This window comes from Pseudomonas fragi (assembly GCF_025426255.1).
In the GTDB taxonomy this organism is placed as follows: domain Bacteria; phylum Pseudomonadota; class Gammaproteobacteria; order Pseudomonadales; family Pseudomonadaceae; genus Aquipseudomonas; species Aquipseudomonas kulmbachensis.
The window spans coordinates 4,295,476-4,317,658 of sequence record NZ_CP104861.1; the positions used below are offsets into that span (position 1 = coordinate 4,295,476).

23 protein-coding genes are annotated in these 22,183 nt (G+C 57.6%); 10 read left to right on the plus strand and 13 right to left on the minus strand.

Annotated features, from left to right (window positions below; all coding sequences use genetic code 11):
* Window positions 1-36: 36 nt before the first annotated feature.
* The gene (gene pta / locus N7D90_RS19955) at window positions 37-2,136 is read left to right on the plus strand and encodes a phosphate acetyltransferase (protein ID WP_261739608.1); all 2,100 of its coding nucleotides are present in this window, start codon (window positions 37-39) and stop codon (window positions 2,134-2,136) included.
* Complete coding sequence (locus tag N7D90_RS19960) at window positions 2,137-3,042, plus strand: acyltransferase (protein ID WP_261739609.1); 906 nt, start codon at window positions 2,137-2,139, stop codon at window positions 3,040-3,042.
* Between the two features lie 225 nt (window positions 3,043-3,267).
* Here the strand turns inward: N7D90_RS19960 and cysN are convergent, their stop codons facing one another.
* From cysN to N7D90_RS19975, 3 genes are all read right to left on the minus strand, one after another.
* Window positions 3,268-5,166, minus strand: coding sequence for a sulfate adenylyltransferase subunit CysN (gene cysN / locus N7D90_RS19965; RefSeq protein WP_261739610.1), 1,899 nt, complete (start codon window positions 5,164-5,166; stop codon window positions 3,268-3,270).
* Window positions 5,167-5,175: 9 nt separating this feature from the next.
* Window positions 5,176-6,093 (minus strand): sulfate adenylyltransferase subunit CysD, encoded by a 918-nt coding sequence (cysD, locus tag N7D90_RS19970; protein WP_131655038.1) that lies wholly within the window; start codon window positions 6,091-6,093, stop codon window positions 5,176-5,178.
* A gap of 233 nt (window positions 6,094-6,326) precedes the next feature.
* A complete protein-coding gene (locus N7D90_RS19975; protein WP_261739611.1) occupies window positions 6,327-7,085 on the minus strand; it encodes a Nif3-like dinuclear metal center hexameric protein in 759 nt (252 codons plus the stop codon).
* Window positions 7,086-7,185: 100 nt separating this feature from the next.
* On the opposite strand from N7D90_RS19975, the gene algW reads away from it, so the two are divergent.
* Window positions 7,186-8,340 (plus strand): Do family serine endopeptidase AlgW, encoded by a 1,155-nt coding sequence (algW, locus tag N7D90_RS19980; RefSeq protein ID WP_261739612.1) that lies wholly within the window; start codon window positions 7,186-7,188, stop codon window positions 8,338-8,340.
* Between the two features lie 62 nt (window positions 8,341-8,402).
* On the opposite strand, the gene hisC is transcribed toward algW, so the two are convergent.
* The 10 genes from hisC to N7D90_RS20030 form a co-directional block, all read right to left on the minus strand.
* Entirely contained in the window at window positions 8,403-9,455 is a 1,053-nt protein-coding gene (gene hisC / locus N7D90_RS19985; protein ID WP_261739613.1) for a histidinol-phosphate transaminase, read from the minus strand.
* Window positions 9,456-9,457: 2 nt separating this feature from the next.
* Window positions 9,458-10,783: a histidinol dehydrogenase gene (gene hisD, locus N7D90_RS19990; RefSeq protein WP_261739614.1), complete on the minus strand. Its 1,326-nt coding sequence runs from the start codon at window positions 10,781-10,783 to the stop codon at window positions 9,458-9,460.
* A 148-nt stretch (window positions 10,784-10,931) separates the two neighbouring features.
* Window positions 10,932-11,567, minus strand: a complete 636-nt coding sequence (gene hisG / locus N7D90_RS19995) for an ATP phosphoribosyltransferase (RefSeq protein WP_261739615.1) — start codon at window positions 11,565-11,567, stop codon at window positions 10,932-10,934.
* Between the two features lie 181 nt (window positions 11,568-11,748).
* Entirely contained in the window at window positions 11,749-13,014 is a 1,266-nt protein-coding gene (gene murA / locus N7D90_RS20000) for a UDP-N-acetylglucosamine 1-carboxyvinyltransferase (RefSeq protein ID WP_261739616.1), read from the minus strand.
* A 31-nt stretch (window positions 13,015-13,045) separates the two neighbouring features.
* Window positions 13,046-13,285 (minus strand): BolA family protein, encoded by a 240-nt coding sequence (locus N7D90_RS20005; protein ID WP_003439919.1) that lies wholly within the window; start codon window positions 13,283-13,285, stop codon window positions 13,046-13,048.
* A gap of 114 nt (window positions 13,286-13,399) precedes the next feature.
* Complete coding sequence (locus N7D90_RS20010; RefSeq protein WP_261739617.1) at window positions 13,400-13,705, minus strand: lipid asymmetry maintenance protein MlaB; 306 nt, start codon at window positions 13,703-13,705, stop codon at window positions 13,400-13,402.
* Entirely contained in the window at window positions 13,702-14,361 is a 660-nt protein-coding gene (locus N7D90_RS20015) for a phospholipid-binding protein MlaC (protein WP_261739618.1), read from the minus strand. The genes N7D90_RS20010 and N7D90_RS20015 overlap by 4 nt, the downstream gene beginning before the upstream one ends.
* An 11-nt stretch (window positions 14,362-14,372) precedes the next feature.
* Window positions 14,373-14,840 carry an outer membrane lipid asymmetry maintenance protein MlaD gene (gene mlaD / locus N7D90_RS20020; RefSeq protein WP_261739619.1) on the minus strand — a complete coding sequence of 156 codons (468 nt, stop codon included), beginning with the start codon at window positions 14,838-14,840 and terminating at the stop codon, window positions 14,373-14,375.
* Window positions 14,840-15,637, minus strand: a complete 798-nt coding sequence (gene mlaE / locus N7D90_RS20025; protein ID WP_261739620.1) for a lipid asymmetry maintenance ABC transporter permease subunit MlaE — start codon at window positions 15,635-15,637, stop codon at window positions 14,840-14,842. The genes mlaD and mlaE overlap by 1 nt, the downstream gene beginning before the upstream one ends.
* Window positions 15,637-16,446 carry an ATP-binding cassette domain-containing protein gene (locus N7D90_RS20030; RefSeq protein ID WP_048360074.1) on the minus strand — a complete coding sequence of 270 codons (810 nt, stop codon included), beginning with the start codon at window positions 16,444-16,446 and terminating at the stop codon, window positions 15,637-15,639. The genes mlaE and N7D90_RS20030 overlap by 1 nt, the downstream gene beginning before the upstream one ends.
* Window positions 16,447-16,738: 292 nt before the next feature.
* Here N7D90_RS20030 and N7D90_RS20035 point away from each other — a divergent pair, with 292 nt between their 5' ends.
* From N7D90_RS20035 to hpf, 7 genes are all read left to right on the plus strand, one after another.
* Complete coding sequence (locus N7D90_RS20035) at window positions 16,739-17,713, plus strand: KpsF/GutQ family sugar-phosphate isomerase (protein ID WP_261739621.1); 975 nt, start codon at window positions 16,739-16,741, stop codon at window positions 17,711-17,713.
* Window positions 17,713-18,237 carry a KdsC family phosphatase gene (locus N7D90_RS20040; protein ID WP_261739622.1) on the plus strand — a complete coding sequence of 175 codons (525 nt, stop codon included), beginning with the start codon at window positions 17,713-17,715 and terminating at the stop codon, window positions 18,235-18,237. Before N7D90_RS20035 ends, N7D90_RS20040 begins: the two co-directional genes overlap by 1 nt.
* An 8-nt stretch (window positions 18,238-18,245) precedes the next feature.
* Entirely contained in the window at window positions 18,246-18,818 is a 573-nt protein-coding gene (gene lptC, locus N7D90_RS20045) for an LPS export ABC transporter periplasmic protein LptC (protein WP_261739623.1), read from the plus strand.
* Window positions 18,805-19,335, plus strand: coding sequence for a lipopolysaccharide transport periplasmic protein LptA (lptA, locus tag N7D90_RS20050; RefSeq protein ID WP_261739624.1), 531 nt, complete (start codon window positions 18,805-18,807; stop codon window positions 19,333-19,335). Before lptC ends, lptA begins: the two co-directional genes overlap by 14 nt.
* Window positions 19,335-20,060 (plus strand): LPS export ABC transporter ATP-binding protein, encoded by a 726-nt coding sequence (lptB, locus tag N7D90_RS20055; protein WP_261739625.1) that lies wholly within the window; start codon window positions 19,335-19,337, stop codon window positions 20,058-20,060. The genes lptA and lptB overlap by 1 nt, the downstream gene beginning before the upstream one ends.
* Before the next feature lie 238 nt (window positions 20,061-20,298).
* On the plus strand, window positions 20,299-21,792 hold the full coding sequence (locus tag N7D90_RS20060; protein ID WP_261739626.1) for an RNA polymerase factor sigma-54: 1,494 nt from the start codon (window positions 20,299-20,301) through the stop codon (window positions 21,790-21,792).
* 75 nt (window positions 21,793-21,867) lie between these two features.
* A complete protein-coding gene (hpf, locus tag N7D90_RS20065) occupies window positions 21,868-22,176 on the plus strand; it encodes a ribosome hibernation-promoting factor, HPF/YfiA family (RefSeq protein ID WP_016781796.1) in 309 nt (102 codons plus the stop codon).
* The last annotated feature ends 7 nt before the right edge of the window (window positions 22,177-22,183 follow it).

Consider the following 22,183-nt stretch of genomic DNA (forward strand, 5'->3'; position numbering starts at 1 on the left):
GGTGTTGCCCTTGCACTGCCACGTCAGGAAGCTCGCATGCAAACTTTCTTTATCGCCCCCACCGATTTTGGTGTGGGTCTGACATCCATTAGCCTGGGCCTGGTTCGCACTCTGGAGCGCGCCGGGTTGAAAGTCGGTTTTTTCAAGCCCATTGCCCAACCGCATCCAGGCGATCTTGGCCCAGAGCGCTCGACCGAGCTGGTCGCCCGCACCCACGGCCTCAAGCCGCCTACCCCACTGGGCCTGGCGCATGTCGAGCGCATGCTCGGCGACGGCCAGCTGGATGAGCTGCTCGAAGAGATCATCAACCTTTACCAGCAGGCCGCCGTCGGCAAGGACGTACTGATCGTCGAAGGCATGGTGCCCACCCGCACCGCCAGCTACGCGGCACGGGTCAATTTGCACCTGGCGAAAAGCCTGGATGCCGAAGTGATCCTGGTCTCCGCCCCGGAAAACGAAGTGCTGACCGAACTCTCCGGCCGGGTTGAGTTGCAGGCACAGCTGTTTGGCGGCCCCAAAGACCCCAAGGTGCTCGGCGTGATCCTCAACAAGGTGCGCACCGACGAAAGCATGGAAGTCTTCTCGGCACGCCTCAAGGAGCATTCGCCGCTGCTGCGCAGTGGTGATTTCAAGCTGCTGGGCTGCATTCCGTTCCAACCTGAACTCAACGCCCCGCGCACCCGCGATGTGGCCGAGTTGCTGGGGGCTCAGGTGCTGAATGCCGGGGACTATGAAACCCGGCGCATGTCGAAAATCATCCTGTGTGCCCGCACCGTGCTCAATACCCTGCAACTGCTCAAGCCAGGCGTACTGGTGGTGACCCCGGGCGATCGCGACGACATCATTCTGGCCGTGAGTCTGGCCGCGATGAACGGCGTGCCGCTGGCGGGCTTGCTGCTGACCAGTGACACCCAACCCGATCCGCGGTTGATGGAACTGTGTCGGGGAGCGCTACAGGCCGGGCTGCCGGTGCTGTCGGTGAGTACGGGGTCGTACGACACCGCCAACCGCCTCAATGGCCTGAACAAGGAAATCCCGATCGATGACCGCGAACGTGCGGAAATCATCACCGACTTTGTCGCCAGCCATCTCGATGCCCAGTGGCTGCACCAACGCTGCGGCACGCCACGGGAAATGCGCCTGACCCCTGCGGTATTTCGCTATCAACTGATCCAGCGCGCCCAAAAAGCCAACAAGCGCATCGTTCTGCCAGAAGGCAGCGAGCCCCTGACCGTGCAGGCGGCAGCTATTTGTCATGCTCGCGGCATCGCCCGCTGTGTCTTGCTGGCCAAGCCCGAAGAAGTCCAGGCGGTGGCCAAGGCCCACGGTTTCGAGCTGCCTGAGGGCCTCGAAATTATCGACCCGGACCTGATTCGGGCCCGTTACGTCGAGCCAATGGTGGCCCTGCGCAAGACCAAAAGCATCAACGCACCGATGGCCGAGCAACAACTGGAAGACCCGGTGGTGATTGGCACCATGATGCTGGCGCTGGATGAAGTGGACGGGTTGGTCTCCGGGGTAATCCACTCCACCGCCAACACCATTCGCCCTGCCCTGCAGTTGATCAAGACGGCGCCGGGCTGCACCCTGGTATCGTCGGTGTTCTTTATGTTGTTCCCCGAGCAGGTGCTGGTATACGGCGACTGCGTGATGAACCCGCACCCCACCGCAACCGAACTGGCTGAAATCGCCCTGCAAAGCGCCGATTCTGCCGCCGCCTTCGGCATCACTCCGCGAGTGGCGATGATCAGCTATTCCAGCGGTGATTCGGCCAGTGGCGAAGAGGTCGAAAAGGTTCGCGAAGCCACTCTATTGGCCCACGAAGCCCAGCACGCATTGCTGATTGACGGCCCGCTGCAATACGACGCGGCCGCCAACGAGGTGGTAGCCAAACAACTGGCCCCTAATAGCCAGGTGGCGGGCCGTGCCACGGTATTCGTGTTCCCCGACCTCAACACCGGCAACACGACACACAAAGCCGTACAGCGCAGCGCCGATTGCGTCAGCCTTGGGCCGATGCTGCAAGGGCTGCGCAAACCGGTGAACGATCTGCCACGCGGCGCGCAAGTGGACGACATCGTCTACACCATCGCCCTTACGGCGATTCAAGCCGCCAACCGACCTATGGATGTGTAAATGCTGGACTTTCTGCCTGCGCCGTTACGCGGCGTCATCGCTTCACTGCTGCTGGCGTTCAACACCATCGTGTGTTGCACGCCGCTGTTTATCGTCGCGATTTTCAAGCTGTGCTTGCCCTTCCCGGCAGCGCAGCGGGTGACCGACGAATTGATGCGCCGTATCCACGAAACCTGGGTCGGCAACAACAATCGCTGGATGGATTTACTGCGCAAGACCCGCTGGCATATCAAGGGGCTCGAGGGGCTGGACTACGAGCATTCGTATCTGGTGACCAGCAACCACCAGAGCTGGGTCGACATCATGGTGCTGCAATACGTGCTCAACAAACGTATCCGCCCGCTGAAGTTCTTCCTCAAGCAGGAGCTGATCTGGGTGCCCGTGATTGGCCTGGCCTGGTGGGCATTGGGCTTTCCGTTCATGAAACGTTACTCCAAGGCCTACCTGGCCAAACACCCGGAGAAGAAAGGCGCCGATCTGGCGACCACACGTAAAACCTGCGCCAAGTTCAAAGACCAGTCGGTGGGGATCTTCAACTTCGTTGAAGGCACGCGCTTTACCGAGGCCAAACACGCACAGCAGAACTCGCCGTTTCGCTACTTGCTCAAGCCCAAGGCCGGTGGCATCGCCTTTGTACTCGATGCAATGGGCGAACAGCTGCAGTCGATCGTCAACGTGACGATTCACTACCCGGGCGGACGTCCGGGGTACTGGGACTTGCTGTGCGGCAATGTGAAAGAGGTGGTCGTGGTGTTTGAAGAGCTGAAAATCCCGGCTGAGTTTCTCGGTAAAAACTACGATCAGGACCCCGAGTACCGGCTGGCGTTTCAGGGCTGGATCAACCGGCTTTGGGAGGACAAGGACCGGTTGCTGGGCGAGCTGCATCGGGAGTATCCCAAAACCTGATTCACAACCCTGTAGCCGCTGCCGAGGTACGATGGCTGCGATCGGGATCGCAGAGCCCGTACAACCTGAGTCCCTGATATGTTGAAACACCGGGGACATTATTCACGACGGCTTCGCCGTCGATCGCAGCCTTGGTACCTCGGCAGCGGCTACAATTATTTGATTGCCGCACCCAATAAAAAAGCCCGCCACCGATCACTCGGTGGCGGGCTTTTTTAGTGCGGCTTAAATCGCGCCGCGTTGACGCAACAGATCCAGCACCAGCTTGACGCTGTCTTCCAGTGGCAGCGATTGCGTGTCGACCACCAGGTCGGCATTCAACGGCACGTCATACGGGAAGGACTCACCCGGGATGTTGTCGCCACCTGCCGCATACAGCCCTTGCGGGTCACGCTCGGCGCACACGGCCGGGGATGCCTGGACATACACGGTAAGCAAACGGTCACTGCCAATCAGCGCCTTGGCCTGTTCACGGCCTTCGGCATCCGGGGCAACAAACGCAGCCAATGTCAGCAGGCCCGCTTCGTTGAACTGACGCGCCACATGCGCAGCACGACGCCAGTTTTCAGTACGCCCGGCACGATCCTGTGGCAGCCCCTTGTTCAGGTCATGGCGCAGGTTCTGGCCATCCAGTACGAACACCGCACGACCCATGTCGAACAGCTTGCGCTCAACCGCATAGGCCAAGGTGCTTTTGCCGGCACCGGACAAGCCGCTGAACAACACAGTCGCTGGCTGCTGGCCAAAACGCTGGACGCGCTCTTCAACCGCTACGTGCGCCAGTTTGCCGTGATGGGTTGCACTGCCATGACTCAGCGGCTGAGCAACGATCATGCCTGCACCGACGGTGCCATTGGTCAGACGGTCGATGATAATGAACGAACCGGTGGTGCGGTTGCTGTCATAACCATCCAGCGCAATCGGCGCATCGAGGCTGATCTTGACCTTGCCGATCTCGTTCAACTGCAAGGCGCTGGCCGGACCTTCTTCCAGGGTGTTTACGTCAACTTTGTTGACGATACTGGCAATCGAACCAGGCACGTAACTGGTAGCGCGCTTGATGTCGTACTTCTTGCCCGGCAGCATCGGCTCTTCAGCCATCCACACCAGCATGGCTTCGAAGTTATCGGTAACCAGCGGCACGTTGTCGGCATGCACCAACAGGTCGCCACGGGAGATATCGATCTCGTCTTCCATGGTCAGCGTTACCGCCTGGCCAGGACCGGCGTGCTCCAGCTCACCTTCAAAGGTGACGATGGATTTGACCCGGCTGCTCTTGCCCGACGGCAACACAACGATTTCATCGCCCTTGTGCACAATGCCGCTGGCCAGCGTACCGGCAAAACCGCGGAAGTTCAGGTTGGGACGGTTCACGTATTGCACCGGGAAGCGCAAGTCGGTGAGGTTACGGTCCGCGGCAATTTCTACGGTTTCGAGGATTTCCATCAGCGACTGACCGGTGTACCACGGCGAACGCTCGGATCGGTTCACCACGTTGTCGCCTTTAAGGGCAGACATCGGCACAAAGTGCAGGCTGGTCGGCTTGAGCTTCAAACCTTCGGCAAACTTCAGGTAGTCGGCCTTGATCGACTCGAACACACCTTCATCAAAACCCTTGAGGTCCATCTTGTTGATGGCCACAACGATATGTTTGATGCCCAGCAACGAGGCAATAAAGCTGTGGCGACGGGTCTGGGTCTGCACGCCGTAACGGGCATCTACCAGAATGATCGCCAGGTCACAGGTCGACGCACCGGTGGCCATGTTGCGGGTGTACTGCTCATGGCCTGGGGTGTCGGCAATGATGAATTTGCGTTTGGCGGTTGAGAAATAGCGGTACGCCACGTCGATGGTGATGCCCTGTTCGCGCTCGGCTTGCAGACCGTCTACCAGCAGCGCCAGGTCGATATCGTCGCCCGTGGTGCCGCTTTTTTTCGAGTCGCGGGTAATGGCTTCCAGATGGTCTTCATAGATCATCTTGGAGTCGTGCAGCAGGCGCCCGATCAGGGTGCTCTTGCCGTCGTCGACGTTGCCGCAGGTCAGAAAACGCAACATCTCTTTGCGTTCGTGCTGGCCCAGGTAGGCGAGGATGTCCTCGCTGATCAAATCAGATACGTGCGACATAACAACCCCTTAGAAATAACCCTGACGTTTTTTATCTTCCATTGAGCCTGCGCCATCGTGATCGATGACTCGGCCCTGGCGCTCGGAAGTTCGCGTCAGGAGCATTTCCTGGATGATGTCAGTCAAGGTTTCAGCCTCAGACTCCACCGCGCCAGTCAGCGGGTAGCAACCCAGGGTACGGAAGCGGACCTTTTTCTTGACGATGCGCGCCTTGTCTTCGTCAGACAGGTGCTCAAGGATGCGCTCGTCGTCGATCATGATCAGCGTGCCGTTCTTTTCGATGACATCGCGCTCGGCGGCGAAGTACAACGGCACAATCGGGATGCCTTCGAGGTAGATGTACTGCCAGATATCGAGTTCGGTCCAGTTCGACAGCGGGAATACGCGGATCGATTCGCCCTTGTTGACGTTGCCGTTGTAGACATTCCACAACTCGGGGCGCTGGTTTTTCGGATCCCAGCGATGCTTGCTGTCGCGGAAGGAATACACGCGCTCTTTGGCACGGGATTTTTCTTCGTCGCGACGTGCACCACCAAAGGCGGCGTCGAAGCCGTATTTGTCCAGAGCCTGCTTGAGACCCTCGGTTTTCATGATATCGGTGTGCTTGGCACTGCCGTGGGTGAAGGGGTTAATCCCTTGCGCCACGCCGTCCGGGTTGACGTGAGTGATCAAGTCCAGGCCCAGCTCGGCGACCATCTTGTCGCGAAAGCTGTACATCTCCTGGAATTTCCACTGGGTGTCGACATGCATCACCGGAAACGGCAGCTTGCCAGGGAAAAACGCCTTGCGTGCAAGGTGCAGCATCACGGCGGAATCTTTACCGATCGAGTACAGCATCACCGGGTTATCGAACTCGGCGGCCACCTCGCGGATGATGTGGATGCTTTCCGCCTCCAGCTGTTTCAGGTGCGTCAGTTTGTCGACCATGGCTACTCACGAAAGCTATCTTATGAACGGCCTGCGGGCCGTGTTCGAGGGTCGAATGCTAGCACAGCACCCTCTTCTATTGATCGCGTCTACTAGATCGAAACGGTCTAAGAATAGATCGCCGAGTTTGGGCTGTAATTGCCTGTGGGAGCGAGCCTGCTCGCGAAAGAGATGCTGATAATGGCCTCTTCGCGAGCAGGCTCGCTCCCACGGTTAGTCATCGTTGCTTGGAATCAGATCGGATTCGGGCAATCAATAAACAGGTGTTCCAGGGCAAAGCGTCGCGCCAGGTAATCACCCAGGGCCTGCACGCCATAACGCTCGGTGGCGTGATGCCCTGCGGCAATGAAACTGATGTCGTTTTCGCGGGCACTGTGGAAGGTTTGCTCGGACGCTTCGCCGCTCAGGTACAGGTCCACTCCGGCCAGTACTGCCTGATCGATGTAGCCCTGCCCGCCTCCGGTACACCAACCCACGCGGCGGATCATTTCACTGCCTTCAATCAGCAGCGGCTGACGCCCCAACGCCTCTTGAACGCGGCGCGCAAAGTCACGGGCGGTCACCGGCTCAGCCAAGGACCCCACCAGCCCCACTACTTTCGAATTGCCCGGATCCAGCGGACCTTCAACGGTAATGTCCAGTTGCCGCGCCAATTGCACGTTATTGCCCACCTCAGGATGCAGATCCAGCGGCAAGTGGTACGCCAACAGGCTGATATCGTGCTTGAGCAAGGTTTTCAGGCGGCGCTGCTTCATCCCGGTGACGCATGGGTCTTCGCCCTTCCAAAAATAACCGTGATGCACCAGCACCAGATCGGCCTGGGCCTCGACGGCAGCATCCAGCAATGCCTGACTGGCGGTCACGCCGCTGACGATCCGCATCACTTGCGGGCGGCCTTCGACCTGTAAACCATTGGGGCAGTAATCACTGATGGAGGCACAGTTGAGGTAACGATTTGCTTCTTCTACCAGCGTGCTCAGGGCGACAGCCATAAAAGACTCCTAAATATAGCGTTCAGAGCCGGGCGGCCCTCGTATAATGGCGCCATTATGGGCCGTCAAGATGGCTCTGCAACCTTCAGGACTGAGTTCAATGTTTAAGGCTTTGCGTTTCTTTGGCTGGCCACTGCTGGCTGGCGTGCTTATCGCTTTGCTGATTATTCAGCGTTACCCGCAATGGGTTGGACTGCCGAGCCTGGACGTTAATCTGCAGCAAGCCCCGCAAGCCAGCTATGTGCAGCAAGGCCCTGTGACCTATGCCGATGCGGTGGTACGCGCGGCTCCCGCCGTAGCCAACCTGTACACCACCAAAGTGGTGAACAAGAACGCCAAGCCATTGTTCGAGGACCCGCAGTTCCGCCACTTTTTCGGCAACAACGCGCCCAAACAAAAGCGCATGGAATCCAGCCTGGGTTCGGGGGTGATCATGAGCCCCGAAGGTTACTTGCTGACCAATAACCACGTGGTCGCCGGGGCCGACCAGATTGTGGTGGCGCTCAAGGACGGGCGCGAAACCTTGGCCCGGGTTATCGGCAGCGATCCTGAAACCGATTTGGCGGTGCTCAAGATCAACCTGAAAAACCTGCCATCCATCACCATCGGCCGCTCGGACACCCTGCGCATCGGCGATATTGCCCTGGCAATCGGCAACCCGTTCGGGGTGGGTCAGACCACCACCATGGGTATCATCAGTGCCACCGGTCGCAACCAGTTGGGGCTGAATAACTACGAAGACTTTATCCAGACCGATGCCGCGATCAACCCAGGCAACTCGGGCGGTGCGCTGGTGGATGCCAACGGCAACCTGACCGGGATCAACACCGCGATCTTCTCCAAGTCCGGTGGCTCCCAGGGCATCGGCTTTGCGATCCCGATCAATCTGGCGATGGAGGTCATGAAATCAATTATCGAGCACGGCCAGGTAATTCGTGGCTGGCTGGGGATTGAGGTTCAACCGCTCACTCAGGAACTGGCCGAATCGTTTGGTCTCAGTGGGCGTCCGGGGATTGTTGTCGCGGGGATTTTCCGTGATGGCCCGGCGCAAAAAGCCGGTCTGCAACTGGGGGATGTGATTCTGAGCATTGATGGCGAGCCCGCCAACGATGGCCGTCGCTCGATGAATCAGGTGGCGCGGATCAAGCCTTCGGACAAGATCACGATTCAGGTCATGCGTAACGGCAAAGAGCTGAAGCTCACTGCCGAAGTGGGCCTGCGCCCGCCGCAAGAACAGCCGCCGCAGAATGACTGATAAACAACACACCCCAACACTGTGGGAGCGAGCCTGCTCGCTCCCACAGTAGTCATTGTGTATTAGATATCCGACAACCCTTCGATCAACGCCGCATTCTGCTCCGGCGTGCCGATGCTAATGCGCAAGAACTGGGCAATGCGCAGTTGCTTGAAGTGACGCACGATCACGCCCTGCTCGCGCAGTTTGGCCGCCAGCGCCGCCGCATCGTGCTCCGGGTGACGGGCGAAGATGAAGTTCGCCGCTGATGGCAGCACTTCAAAACCCAGCGCCTGCAACTGCCCGACCACTTGCTCGCGACTGTCGATCACCAACTGACAGGTCTGCTCGAAGTACTCACGGTCTTCAAACGCCGCCGCCGCGCCTGCAATGGCGATACGATCCAGCGGGTAGGAGTTGAAGCTGTTCTTGATCCGCTCCAGCGCCTCGATCAGATCCGGATGGCCCACCGCCAAACCGACCCGCAACCCGGCCAGGGAACGCGACTTGGAGAGGGTCTGGGTCACCAGCAGGTTCGGGTAGCGATCCACCAGACTAATGGCCGTCTCGCCGCCAAAGTCGATGTACGCCTCATCGACCACCACCACTGAGTCGGGGCTGGCCTTGAGGATCTGCTCAATGGCGTCCAGCGCCAGCAGGCAGCCGGTCGGAGCGTTAGGGTTCGGGAAGATGATCCCGCCATTAGGCTTGGCGTAGTCCGCAGGCTGAATCTGGAACTGCTTATCCAGCGGCACAGCATCGAATTCGATACCGTACAAACCGCAGTAAACCGGATAGAAGCTGTAGCTGATATCCGGGAACAACAGCGGCTTGTCGTGCTGGAACAAACCGTTGAACGCATGGGCCAGCACTTCGTCCGAGCCGTTGCCCAAAAACACCTGATTGGCCTGCACCCCGTAGTACTCGGCAACAGCCTGCTTTAGCAGGTCGCTGTTCGGGTCAGGGTACAAACGCAGGTTATCGTTGATCTCGCCCTGCATCGCCGCCAGCGCTTTAGGCGAAGGCCCGTAAGGGTTTTCGTTGGTATTGAGCTTGACCAGTTTGGTCAGCTTAGGCTGTTCGCCCGGTACGTAAGGCACCAGTTCTTTAACGAATGGACTCCAGAATTTGCTCATGCTTATTGCCCCTGTTCGTCGGCGATGATGCGGTATTCGGCACTACGGGCGTGACCGGTCAACGATTCGCCGCGAGCGAGAATCGAAGCGGTCTTGCCCAGGTCGGAAGCACCCTGCTCGGAGCAAAAAATGATCGAGGAGCGCTTCTGGAAGTCGTACACCCCCAGCGGCGACGAAAAACGCGCCGTGCCGGAAGTCGGCAATACGTGGTTTGGACCCGCGCAGTAATCGCCCAAGGCCTCAGAGGTATGGCGGCCCATAAAGATCGCACCCGCGTGGCGGATCTGCGGCAGCCATGCTTGCGGGTCAGCCACCGACAACTCCAGGTGCTCCGGAGCAATACGGTTGGCAACATCAATCGCCTGCTGCATGTCCTTGACCAGAATCAGCGCGCCACGACCATTGATCGAGGTTTCGATGATTTCGGCCCGTTCCATGGTTGGCAGCAGCTTGGCGATGCTGGCCGCAACCTTGTCGAGGAATTCAGCGTCCGGGCTGACCAGAATCGCTTGCGCGTCTTCGTCGTGTTCGGCCTGGGAGAACAGGTCCATGGCAATCCAGTCCGGATCGGTCAGGCCATCGCAGACCACGAGAATTTCCGAAGGACCGGCGATCATGTCGATGCCGACCTGACCAAATACGTGGCGTTTAGCAGTCGCGACATAGATGTTGCCCGGCCCGACCACCTTGTCGACTTTCGGAACGCTCTCGGTGCCATAAGCCAGCGCAGCGACAGCTTGTGCGCCGCCAATGGTGAACACCCGATCAACACCCGCAATGCAGGCGGCAGCCAGTACCAGTTCATTGATTTCACCCCGCGGGGTCGGCACCACCATCACCACTTCGGTGACGCCTGCGACCTTGGCCGGAATGGCGTTCATCAATACCGACGACGGGTACGAGGCTTTGCCGCCCGGCACGTACAGACCGGCACGGTCCAGTGGCGTGACCTTTTGGCCCAGTACCGTGCCGTCGGCCTCGGTGTAGCTCCAGGAATCCTGTTTCTGTTTTTCGTGGTAGCTGCGTACACGCTGTGCGGCTTTTTCCAGCGCTTCACGCTGTGGCGTGGTAATGCGTGTCAGAGCCAGCTCCAGACGCTCGCGCGGCAGGATCAAATCCGCCATCGAGTTAACGCTCAGCCCGTCAAAGCGCTGGGTAAATTCAACCAGCGCAGCGTCGCCACGCTCGCGCACAGCTTTGATGATATCGAGCACGCGCTGGTTGACCGAGTCGTCAGACACACTTTCCCAGCTCAGCAAATGATCCAGATGCTGCGCGAAATCCGGGTCAGCAGCGTTGAGTCGACGAATTGCAGTGGGAGCGGTCATAGCGAGGGCCTCGGTATTGGGCGAATGCTTGGGATATTGGTTTTGCACAGCTCAGGCACCACAAGACTACCAAGCCATCCGCGTGGGTACCTGAGATTTCTGGCTATTACACGGATAGATGGGCGCGACTCAAGGTCGCGCAGATGAGTCAGCCGCGGTGTCGCGATTCCACTGCTTTGCGCAGGGTATCGATCAGGGCTTGAATACGGGCGTGCTGCATTTTCATCGAAGCCTTGTTAACCACCAGACGGGAGCTGATGGCGGCAATGAATTCCTGAGGTTCCAGGCCATTGGCACGCAAGGTGTTGCCGGTATCGACCACGTCGATGATCTTGTCCGCGAGACCAATCAGCGGCGCCAGCTCCATCGAGCCGTACAGCTTGATGATGTCGACCTGACGGCCCTGCTCGGCGTAGTAACGCTTGGCGACATTGACGAACTTGGTCGCAACGCGCAGGCGGCCTTTAGGCTCGGGGGCACCGATGGCACCGGCAGTCATCAGTTTGCACTGGGCAATCTGCAGGTCCAGCGGCTCATACAGGCCCTGGCCGCCGTATTCCATCAGCACGTCTTTACCGGCCACACCGAGGTCGGCGGCACCATGTTCAACGTAAGTTGGCACGTCGGTGGCACGGACGATCAGCAGCCGGACGTCTGGCTGGGAAGTCGGGATGATCAGCTTGCGGCTTTTGTCCGGATTCTCGGTCGGCACAATGCCCGCTTCAGCCAGAAGCGGCAGGGTGTCGTCAAGGATACGGCCCTTGGACAGTGCAATGGTCAACATGGGAAACGTAAGTCCTTATCAGGGTACTTTTGCCCGAACGCAATCGGCGCCGGACAAGCATCGAGCCTGATATCAGGCTCGACTTGAACGATTCGAGGCCAGGTAAAGTAACGCTTGCAAGCCATTACGTCACCTGGCGGCTGGACACTATCCCTGTGCCCATGAAGCCAAACAGCAAAAACTAGCCCGGAACGCGGCGGATTTTGGCGCCCAGCATCTGCAGTTTTTCTTCGATGCACTCATAGCCACGGTCTATGTGGTAAATGCGATCGATCAGGGTGTCGCCTTCAGCTACCAGAGCCGAAATCACCAGGCTGGCCGAAGCACGCAGGTCGGTGGCCATTACTGGCGCGCCCTTGAGGGTTTCAGTGCCGGTAACGATGGCAGTGTTGCCTTCAACCTGGATCTTGGCGCCCATGCGGTGCAGTTCATACACGTGCATAAAGCGGTTTTCGAAGATGGTCTCGATCACAGCACCCGTGCCTTCGGCAATGGCGTTGAGGGAGATGAACTGCGCCTGCATGTCGGTCGGGAACGCCGGGTACGGAGCGGTACGCACGTTCACCGCTTTAGGGCGCTTGCCGTGCATGTTCAGCTCGATCCAGTCTTCACCGGTGGTGATTTCTGCGCCCGCTTCCTTGAGCTTTTCAAGAACCGCTTCGAGGATGGTCGGATCAGTGTCCTTGACCTTCACACGGCCACCGGTCACGGCTGCGGCTACCAGGTAGGTACCGGTTTCGATACGGTCCGGCATCACGCGATAGGTCGCAGTGTGCAACTCTTTTACGCCATCAATGGTGATGGTGTCAGTGCCCGCACCGCTAACCTTGGCGCCCATGGCGTTCAGGAAGTTGGCCAGGTCGACGACTTCAGGCTCGCGTGCAGAGTTCTGCAATACGCTGCGGCCATTGGCCAGTGCTGCGGCCATCATGATGTTTTCGGTACCGGTCACACTGACGGTATCGAAGAAGAAGTTGGCACCGCGCAAGCCGCCTTCTGGCGCTTTGGCCTTGATGTAGCCGCCTTCAACGTCAATCACTGCGCCCATGGCTTCAAGGCCACGGATGTGCAGGTCAACCGGGCGCGAACCAATGGCGCAACCGCCTGGCAACGCCACTTCAGCGTAACCAAAGCGGGCAACCATCGGTCCCAGAACCAAAATCGACGCACGCATGGTTTTCACCAGTTCGTACGGTGCAACCAAGGTTTTGATGGTGTTCGGGTTGATTTCGACGCTGAGCTTTTCATCGATCACCGGCTCAATGCCCATGCGACCGAACAGTTCGATCATGGTGGTGATGTCATGCAGATGCGGCAGGTTGGCTACGGTTACCGGGCCATTGCACAGCAAGGTCGCCGCCAGAATCGGCAGGGCGGAGTTCTTCGCCCCGGAAATGCGGATTTCGCCATCAAGACGGGCACCGCCGGTAATAATCAATTTATCCATAACAATCTCGACGCCAATGGGCTCAGGGGGCTCAGGTGCGCTCGGCCCAGGCCGCGCTGCTGAAGAATTTCATAGTGACCGCATGGATGCTGCCATCAGCGATCCACGGGTTTAAATGGGCATAGATGCTTTGTTGACGTTTGACCGGGCTCAGGGCCACCAGTTCGTCACTGATCACGTTCAGCTGAAAGTTGCAGCCTTCGCCCTCAACTTCTACCTGGGTTCCAGGCAGCTTTCCCTCAAGAAAGCTCTTCACTTCTACGGCCTGCATGCTCAACCTCATTCGGCGCCTAACGCGCGCGGGTCGGCCATCATACAAAAAAGCCCCGCGCCTGCGAACCCCGTATAACAGGACTCTGACGGGGGGCTTTTCTATAGGTGGCAATTAATGATGTGCCAGCAGCTCGGTCAGGCCCGAGACCTGGGCGATTTCGCGCATGTCTTCGGGCATGGCACGAATGCTCAATGGCTTGTTCAGGGCTTGCGCATCACGGATGTAACACAGCAACAGTGACAATCCGACGCTGCTGGATTTGGTGACTGCCGAGCAATCCACCACCAGGGCTTTGGCCAGGGCTTTTTTGATCAGGGCCTGGCCTTCTTTGCGCAAACGAGGGCCGGTCTGATAATCGAGCACGCCACTAAGACGCAGCTCGCTCTCGCCGGCCAGGGTTACACCCGCCTCACTCATTTGCCAGCTGCCTTGGGAGCAGCTGCATCGGTAGTTTCCTTGGCCTTGGCAACTTCACCAGCCCAGTTATCGATGGTCTGATCCAGGTTATTGCCGTTGCGCTGCATGGCATCAGCGAACTGATCACGGAACAGCTTGCCGATGTTGATGCCATTGATAATCACGTTGCGCACTTTCCACTCGCCGTTCACCTTGTTAAGGGTATAGGAGAGCGGGTAAATGGCGCCGCTATCACCTTTCACGGTCATATCGACACTGGTGCGATCCCCGCTTTCATCCTTGGCAGGCGAAACGGTGATGCCCTTGTTGTTGAATTCAAGCAAGGCGTTGCCATAGAACTGCATCAGGCTGCGCTTGAAGTTCTCTTGAAAACGTTGCATCTGCGCAGGTGTAGCGTTGCGCGAGTACTTCACGGTCATGATGCTTTTGGAAATACCGTCAACATCCACTGCTGGGCCAACGATTTCGTTCAAGGCATCGTAAAACTTGGACGGGCTTTGCTTGTACTGCTCTTTGTTGGCAGACAGGTCGGCCAGCAACCGGGTTGTTGTGTCTGAAACGATATCGTGGGCAGATTGCCCCGGCGCAGCATTTGCCATCAGAGGAAGGGCTGCAGCCAGAACTACCAGCAGGCCACGGCGCAAGAGAGAGATCATCTAAAAGCTCCTTATTTGGCGTCTTTGCTAACGGTATTAAGCAGGAATTTACCGATCAGGTCTTCCAGAACCAACGACGACTGAGTGTCGTGAATAGTGCCACCGTCTTTGAGCAGGGTGTCTTCACCACCCACGCTGAGACCGATATATTTCTCACCCAGCAGACCCGCTGTGAGAATAGACGCAGTCGAATCGGTCGGCAGATTATCCACAGCTTTTTCGAGTTGCAAGGTGACACGAGCCATGTAGTTGTCACGGTCCAGATCGATCGCCGTAACCTTGCCGATGGTCACGCCCGCCATGGTGACTTTGGCGCGCACGGTAAGACCGGCAATGTTGTCAAAATTGGCATACAGCTTGTACGTGTCGGTGCTGGCGGTCGGGGACAGTCCACTGACCCGCAGGGCGAGCAACAGCAAAGCCAGGATGCCAGCCAGCAGGAACAGGCCGACACCGATTTCCATGGTGCGGTTTTGCATCAGAAATCTCCAAACATCAAGGCAGTCAAAATAAAGTCCAGGCCGAGGACTGCCAATGAGGCATACACCACGGTCTTGGTAGTGGCACGGCTGATCCCCTCTGAAGTGGGCTCGCAGTCATAACCTTGAAACACGGCAATCCAGGTCACTACAAAGGCAAAAACGATGCTTTTGATGATCCCGTTAAGTACGTCACCACTGAAGGTTACGCTGTTTTGCATATTGGCCCAGTAGGAGCCGTCATAGACGCCCAGCCAATCTACTGCAACCCACGAGCCGCCCCAGATCCCGACCACACTGAAAATCATCGCCAGCACAGGCAGGGAAATAAACCCGGCCCACAACCGTGGCGCAATGATGTACTTGAGTGGGTCAACCCCAATCATTTCCAGGCTGGACAGTTGCTCGGTCGATTTCATGTTGCCGATTTCAGCGGTCAATGCAGACCCCGCTCGCCCGGCAAACAGCAAGGCAGTTACAACCGGCCCCAGCTCACGCAACAGGGTCAAGGCAACCATTTGCCCGACAGCCTGCTCGGAACCATAGCTGGACAGAATGCTGAAGCCTTGCAGCGCCAACACCATGCCGATGAATATGCCGGACACCACAATAATGACCAAGGACATGACGCCTACAGAGTGCAGTTGCTTGAGCAAAAGCCCAAACCCGCCACCGATACCGCCACGCCCCAGCAGTGCATGAAACAGGAAAATCGTCGAACGCCCCAGCACCGAGACAATGTCTATCCCGGCACGACCGAACAATCCGACACGGTCCATTAATGAATGTTTGCGCATCAGCGCTTCCCCAGAAGATCGGTTCGGTAGTCCGAGGCCGGAAAGTGAAACGGAACCGGGCCATCCGGATCGCCGGTCATGAACTGGCGAATACGCGGATTATCGGCATTCATCAGCTCTTCCGGCGTGCCCTGCCCCAGCACCTGACCATCGCCGACTACATACAGATAGTCAGAAATACTCGCGGTTTCAGCTAGGTCATGAGAAACCACAATACTGGTGATACCCAACGCATCGTTGAGCAGGCGAATCAGCCGTACCAGCACCCCCATTGCAATGGGATCCTGGCCCACGAAGGGCTCGTCATACATCAGGATTTGCGGATCCAGGGCAATCGCCCGCGCCAAAGCCACCCGGCGCTTCATGCCGCCAGACAATTCGTCGGGCATCAGATCGATAGCCCCGCGCAAGCCCACTGCCTGCAATTTCAGCAACACAATGTCGCGAATCATTTCTTCCGGCAGCTCGGTATGCACCCGCAGCGGGAAGGCAACGTTCTCGAACACGTCCAGATCGGTAAACAGCGCACCGCTCTGAAACAGCACGCCCATATGCTTGCGGGCATCAAACAAATCACTGCGCGACAGGGTCGGCAGGTTTTGATCATTGACCCACACTTCGCCGCTACTGGGACGCAGTTGCATGCCCATCAGGCGCAATAGTGTGGTTTTGCCGCAGCCCGACGGGCCCATGATTCCCGTGACCTTGCCACGCGGAATACGAATATCGACATTATTGAAGATGCTGCGCGTGCCGCGCTTGAAGGACACTCCCTTCAGCTCGACCGCGTAGGCGTTATCGGCGCTCATCTAAACTCCTTGCGATACAGCGTCTGCCTCTCACCCGGACACCAAACTTCTTATCAAGAAGCACGCGTTCCCTGGCGGGCCGAACTGGCGGCGAACTATACCACCGCTCATAGTGACCGCCCAAGGCCGAAGGAGTGCCGGTTAAGCCTCAATACAGTGAAATAAAGAGGGTTTTTCTTAAATCACGCGAAGTCTTTGCCTAAAGAGACAACAAAGCACTGCGATCAAGCGTGAGGGATGCGCACATAACCGCTATAATCGTTGCCTTTTCTCAGGCTACCCGACTTCAACCATGAGCCAATCCAGCGACCTGATTCAATCTGCCCAACGCACTATCCGCCTCGAACTGGAAGCCGTAGAAGGTTTACTGGCACATATCGACGCAGATTTCGTACGCGCTTGCGAGATGATTTTGGCTAGTAAAGGCCGGGTAGTCGTGGTCGGCATGGGCAAGTCAGGGCACATAGGCAACAAGATTGCCGCCACCCTGGCCAGCACCGGCACCACGGCTTTTTTCGTTCACCCGGCAGAAGCCAGCCACGGCGACATGGGCATGATCACCCGCGATGACATCATCCTCGCACTGTCCAACTCCGGCTCAACCGCCGAAATTGTCACCTTGCTGCCCCTGATCAAACGCCTTGGCATCAAACTGATCAGCATGACCGGCAATCTAGAGTCGCCACTGGCCAAGGCCGCCGACGTCAGCCTTGACGCACGCGTAGCCCAAGAGGCTTGCCCGCTGAATCTGGCACCGACCTCCTCCACCACGGCAACCCTGGTTCTGGGCGATGCACTGGCCATTGCACTGCTTGAAGCCCGCGGCTTCACAGCAGAAGACTTTGCCTTTTCCCACCCTGGTGGCGCCCTGGGCCGTCGCTTGTTGCTGAAAGTCGAAAACGTCATGCACTCTGGCGACGAGCTGCCGCAGGTACAGCGCAGCACGCTGCTCAAGGAAGCGCTGATGGAAATGACCCGCAAGGGCCTGGGCATGACCGTGGTCGTTGAAGAAGACGGCCGCTTGGCCGGAATCTTTACTGACGGCGACTTGCGTCGCACCCTGGACCGTGAGATCGATATCCGCAATGCAACCATCGATGCGGTCATGACCCCACACGGTAAAACCGCCCGCGCTGACATCCTGGCGGCCGAAGCCCTGAAAATTATGGAAGACCACAAAATCAGCGCGCTGGTTGTTGTCGACAAGGAAGACCGCCCGGTTGGTGCCTTGAACATGCACGATCTGCTACGCGCAGGAGTAATGTAATGACCCAGGAACTTCTCAAGCGCGGTAAAAACATCAAGCTGGCCATTTTCGACGTTGACGGCGTTTTGACCGACGGCCGCCTGTACTTCCTCGAAGACGGCAGCGAGTTCAAGACCTTCAACACCCTCGACGGCCAGGGCATCAAGATGCTGATGGCTGCAGGAGTCCAGACCGCGATCATCAGCGGCCGCAAAACCCCGGTGGTCGAGCGCCGCGCGCAAAACCTGGGTATTCCACACCTGTATCAGGGTCGAGAAGACAAATTGGTCGTGTTGGACGAGCTTCTTGGCCAACTCAACCTAAGCTATGAACAGGTCGCCTATCTGGGCGATGATCTGCCTGACTTGCCGGTCATCCGTCGTGTCGGCCTGGGCATGGCGGTGGCCAATGCCGCTGGCTTTGTTCGCGAACACGCCCATGGTGTTACTCAGGCACGTGGTGGCGAAGGTGCCGCCCGCGAATTCTGCGAGCTGATTCTGCGTGCCCAGGGCAGCCTGGACGCAGCCCACGCCGCCTACCTATAGAGCTTTATATGCTGAGCAAAAAGATTCGCCACATTCTGCTATTCGCGGTCATTGCTTCGCTGTTTGCGGCAGTTGGCTACTGGAATATCAGACCGGAACGCTTTCTCGACACCCCTACCGTGGCTGTTGATGAACAGGCTATCGACTATTACGCCGTCAATGCACGCAGCCTTCAGTACTTGCCAGACGGCAAGCTGCAATACGAGATGACCTCCGACAAGCTTGAACATCTTAAAGCGTCGGAAGTCACTCAACTGACCCGCCCCGACATGCAAATGTATCGCGGCACGGCATACCCATGGCACGTGCAGAGCGAGCGTGGCGAAGTCAACCCGGACGGTACGCAGGTCGAGCTGATCGACTCGGTGCGTGTTGCCCGCACCGACGAAAAGAACCGCAGCACCGTTATTACCAGTACCCGCATGACTGTATTCCCGCAGAAGCAATATGCGCAGACCGAGCGAGACGTTAGAATCGACGGTGCTGGCGGCGTAACGACCGGCAAGGGCATGAAAGCATATTTGAAAGACGGCAGGATGGACCTGCTGTCCAACGTAAGAGGACAGTATGAGTCTCGTTAAAACCCTCCCTTTATTGCTCAGCTTGAGCGCAGCACTGGGAAGCGTGAGCGCCTGGGCTCTGCCGAACGACAACGAGCAACCTATCCGCATCCAGGCCAACGAAGCCCAACTGGATGACAAGCAAGGCGTTGCCACCTACAAGGGCGATGTAATCATCACCCAGGGTTCGATGAAAATCACTGGTAACACCGTCACCATTACTCGCAATAGCGCGGGCGAGATCGACGTGGTTACTTCCGTCGGCAACCTGGCTTACTTCGAGCAACTGCAGAAAGCCACGGACCCCAAGCCGGTTCAGGCTTATGCCGTTACCATTCAATACCATGCGCCGCAAAACCGCATCGTGCTGATCGACAAGGCTAAAGTCATCAACGACGGCAACACCACCGAAGGTGAAAAAATCATCTACGACACGGTGAAACAAGTCGCCAGCGCCGGTCGCGCCAATGGCAGCCAGGTCACAGCACCTCGCCCACGCATTGACATGGTGATCCAGCCCAAGAAGAAGGCCCAGTAATGGCAACTCTGAAAGCCCAGCATCTGGCCAAAAGCTACAAGAGCCGTCAGGTAGTACGTGATGTCAGCCTGTCGATCGACAGCGGGCAAATCGTGGGTTTGCTCGGCCCTAACGGCGCGGGCAAAACCACGTGCTTCTATATGATTGTCGGCCTGGTACATGCCGATCAGGGCCGCGTCCTGATCGATGACCTGGACGTCAGCCATGAGCCGATGCACGGTCGCGCACGCGCCGGTATTGGTTACTTGCCGCAGGAAGCCTCGATTTTTCGCAAGCTGTCGGTAGCCGACAACATCATGGCGATCCTCGAGACCCGCAAGGAACTCGACAAGGCAGGTCGACGCAAAGAGCTGGAAAGCTTGCTGCAAGAGTTCCATATCAACCACATCCGCGACAACCTGGGCATGAGCCTGTCGGGCGGCGAGCGTCGCCGAGTAGAAATTGCCCGGGCACTGGCCACCGCCCCCAAGTTCATCCTGCTCGACGAACCCTTTGCCGGGGTTGACCCGATCTCGGTCGGCGACATCAAGCAAATCATCTACCACCTCAAAGCCAAGGGCATTGGCGTACTGATCACCGATCACAACGTGCGCGAAACCCTCGACATCTGCGAAACCGCTTATATCGTTAACGACGGTCAACTTATTGCCGAAGGTGATGCTGAAACGATTCTTGCCAACAAGTTGGTGAGAGAAGTGTATCTGGGCAATGAATTCCGCTTGTAAGGCCAGGATATAGCGTGTTGCCGGAGCGCCAAGGACAGAAAAAAGTCCGCATGATTTTTATTATCCAGGCGCTCGATGGGGAGCGCTCTCGATTAGTTGCGCAAGCAAAAAACTAATCTGAGCACCCCCTAGGCAAACGCATCGGTTTCAGGCATATAATTTGCTTATGTTTGGCGCTCACGCGCCCTGTAGTGGATGGCGCCATGTGCGCCGGCGAATAAGGTGTTAAGCCCCTGCCATGAAACCATCGCTAGTCTTGAGAATGGGCCAGCAGCTGACGATGACACCTCAGCTGCAACAGGCCATCCGCCTGCTCCAATTGTCGACCCTCGACCTGCAACAGGAAATCCAGGAAGCCCTGGAGTCCAATCCGATGCTCGAACGCCAGGAAGAAGGCGACGACTTCGACAATGCAGACCCCCTGGCCGACAACATCGAGCAAAAACCCAATACCGACGTTCAGGAACCGACTTACCAGGAATCTGCGCAAACTGTAGATAACCTGGACGAAGGCGACTGGAACGACCGCATTCCCAATGAACTGCCAGTCGATACCGCCTGGGAAGACATCTACCAGACCAGCGCCAGCAGCCTGCCAAGCAACGACGATGACGAGTGGGACTTCACCACCCGCACCTCTGCTGGCGAAAGCCTGCAAAGCCACCTGCTGTGGCAATTGAACCTGGCACCGATGTCTGACACCGACCGACTGATCGGCGTGACCCTTATCGACTGCATCAACAACCAGGGCTACCTGGACGAAACCCTCGAGGAAATTCTCGAAGCGTTCGATCCGGAACTGGACATTGAGCTCGATGAAATCGAAGCCGTTCTGCACCGCATTCAGCAATTCGAGCCATCTGGCATCGGTGCGCGCAACCTGGGCGAGTGCCTGCTGCTGCAATTGCGTCAGCTCCCGGCCAAGACACCCTGGCTGAACGAAGCCAAACGCCTGGTCACTGACTACATCGATCTGCTGGGCGCGCGCGACTACAGCCAACTCATGCGCCGCATGAAGCTCAAGGAAGACGAGCTGCGCCAGGTCATTGAGCTGGTGCAAAGCCTCAACCCGCGCCCTGGCTCGCAAATCGAGTCCAGCGAAGCCGAGTACGTCGTACCTGACGTGATCGTACGCAAGGACAACGAACGCTGGCTGGTAGAACTCAATCAAGAGTCAGTGCCACGCTTGCGGGTCAACCCGCAATACGCGGGTTTCGTGCGCCGCGCCGATACCAGTGCCGACAACACCTTTATGCGCAACCAGTTGCAGGAAGCACGCTGGTTCATCAAAAGCCTGCAAAGCCGCAACGAAACCCTGATGAAAGTGGCTACCCAAATCGTCGAGCATCAGCGCGGCTTTCTGGAATATGGCGACGAGGCCATGAAGCCGTTGGTACTGCATGACATCGCAGAAGCTGTCGGCATGCACGAATCAACGATTTCGCGAGTAACTACGCAGAAATTCATGCATACCCCCCGCGGTATTTATGAGCTTAAGTACTTTTTCTCCAGCCACGTCAGCACCTCCGAAGGCGGCGAATGCTCCTCCACCGCGATCCGTGCCATCATCAAAAAACTGGTTGCGGCTGAAAATCAGAAAAAGCCGTTGAGTGACAGCAAGATCGCTGGTTTACTGGAGGCACAAGGTATTCAGGTAGCCCGTCGCACCGTCGCCAAGTACCGCGAATCCCTAGGGATAGCGCCTTCAAGCGAACGTAAGCGGTTGATGTAAGCCACGGACCCCAGCGTTTCAGTGGCAGGCTGCTCGGCCTGCCGCTTTATGCAATGGCATCAAAGGAGAAACTGTATGCAAGTCAACATCAGTGGACACCAACTGGAAGTCACCGAACCGCTACGCGCTTACATCGGCGAAAAACTCGACCGACTGGAGCGTCACTTCGACAAGATTACCAACGTACAGGTAACGATGGCGGTCGAAAAACTTAAACAGAAGATCGAAGCCACCTTGCACATCCATGGAGGAGAAGTCGTTGCCAACGCCGAGCATGACGACATGTATGCCGCCATTGATCTGCTCACTGACAAGCTTGATCGCCAACTGAAAAAGCATAAGGAAAAGACCCAAAGCCTGCTCCAGGGCGCGACCGGTCGTTAATACTCCC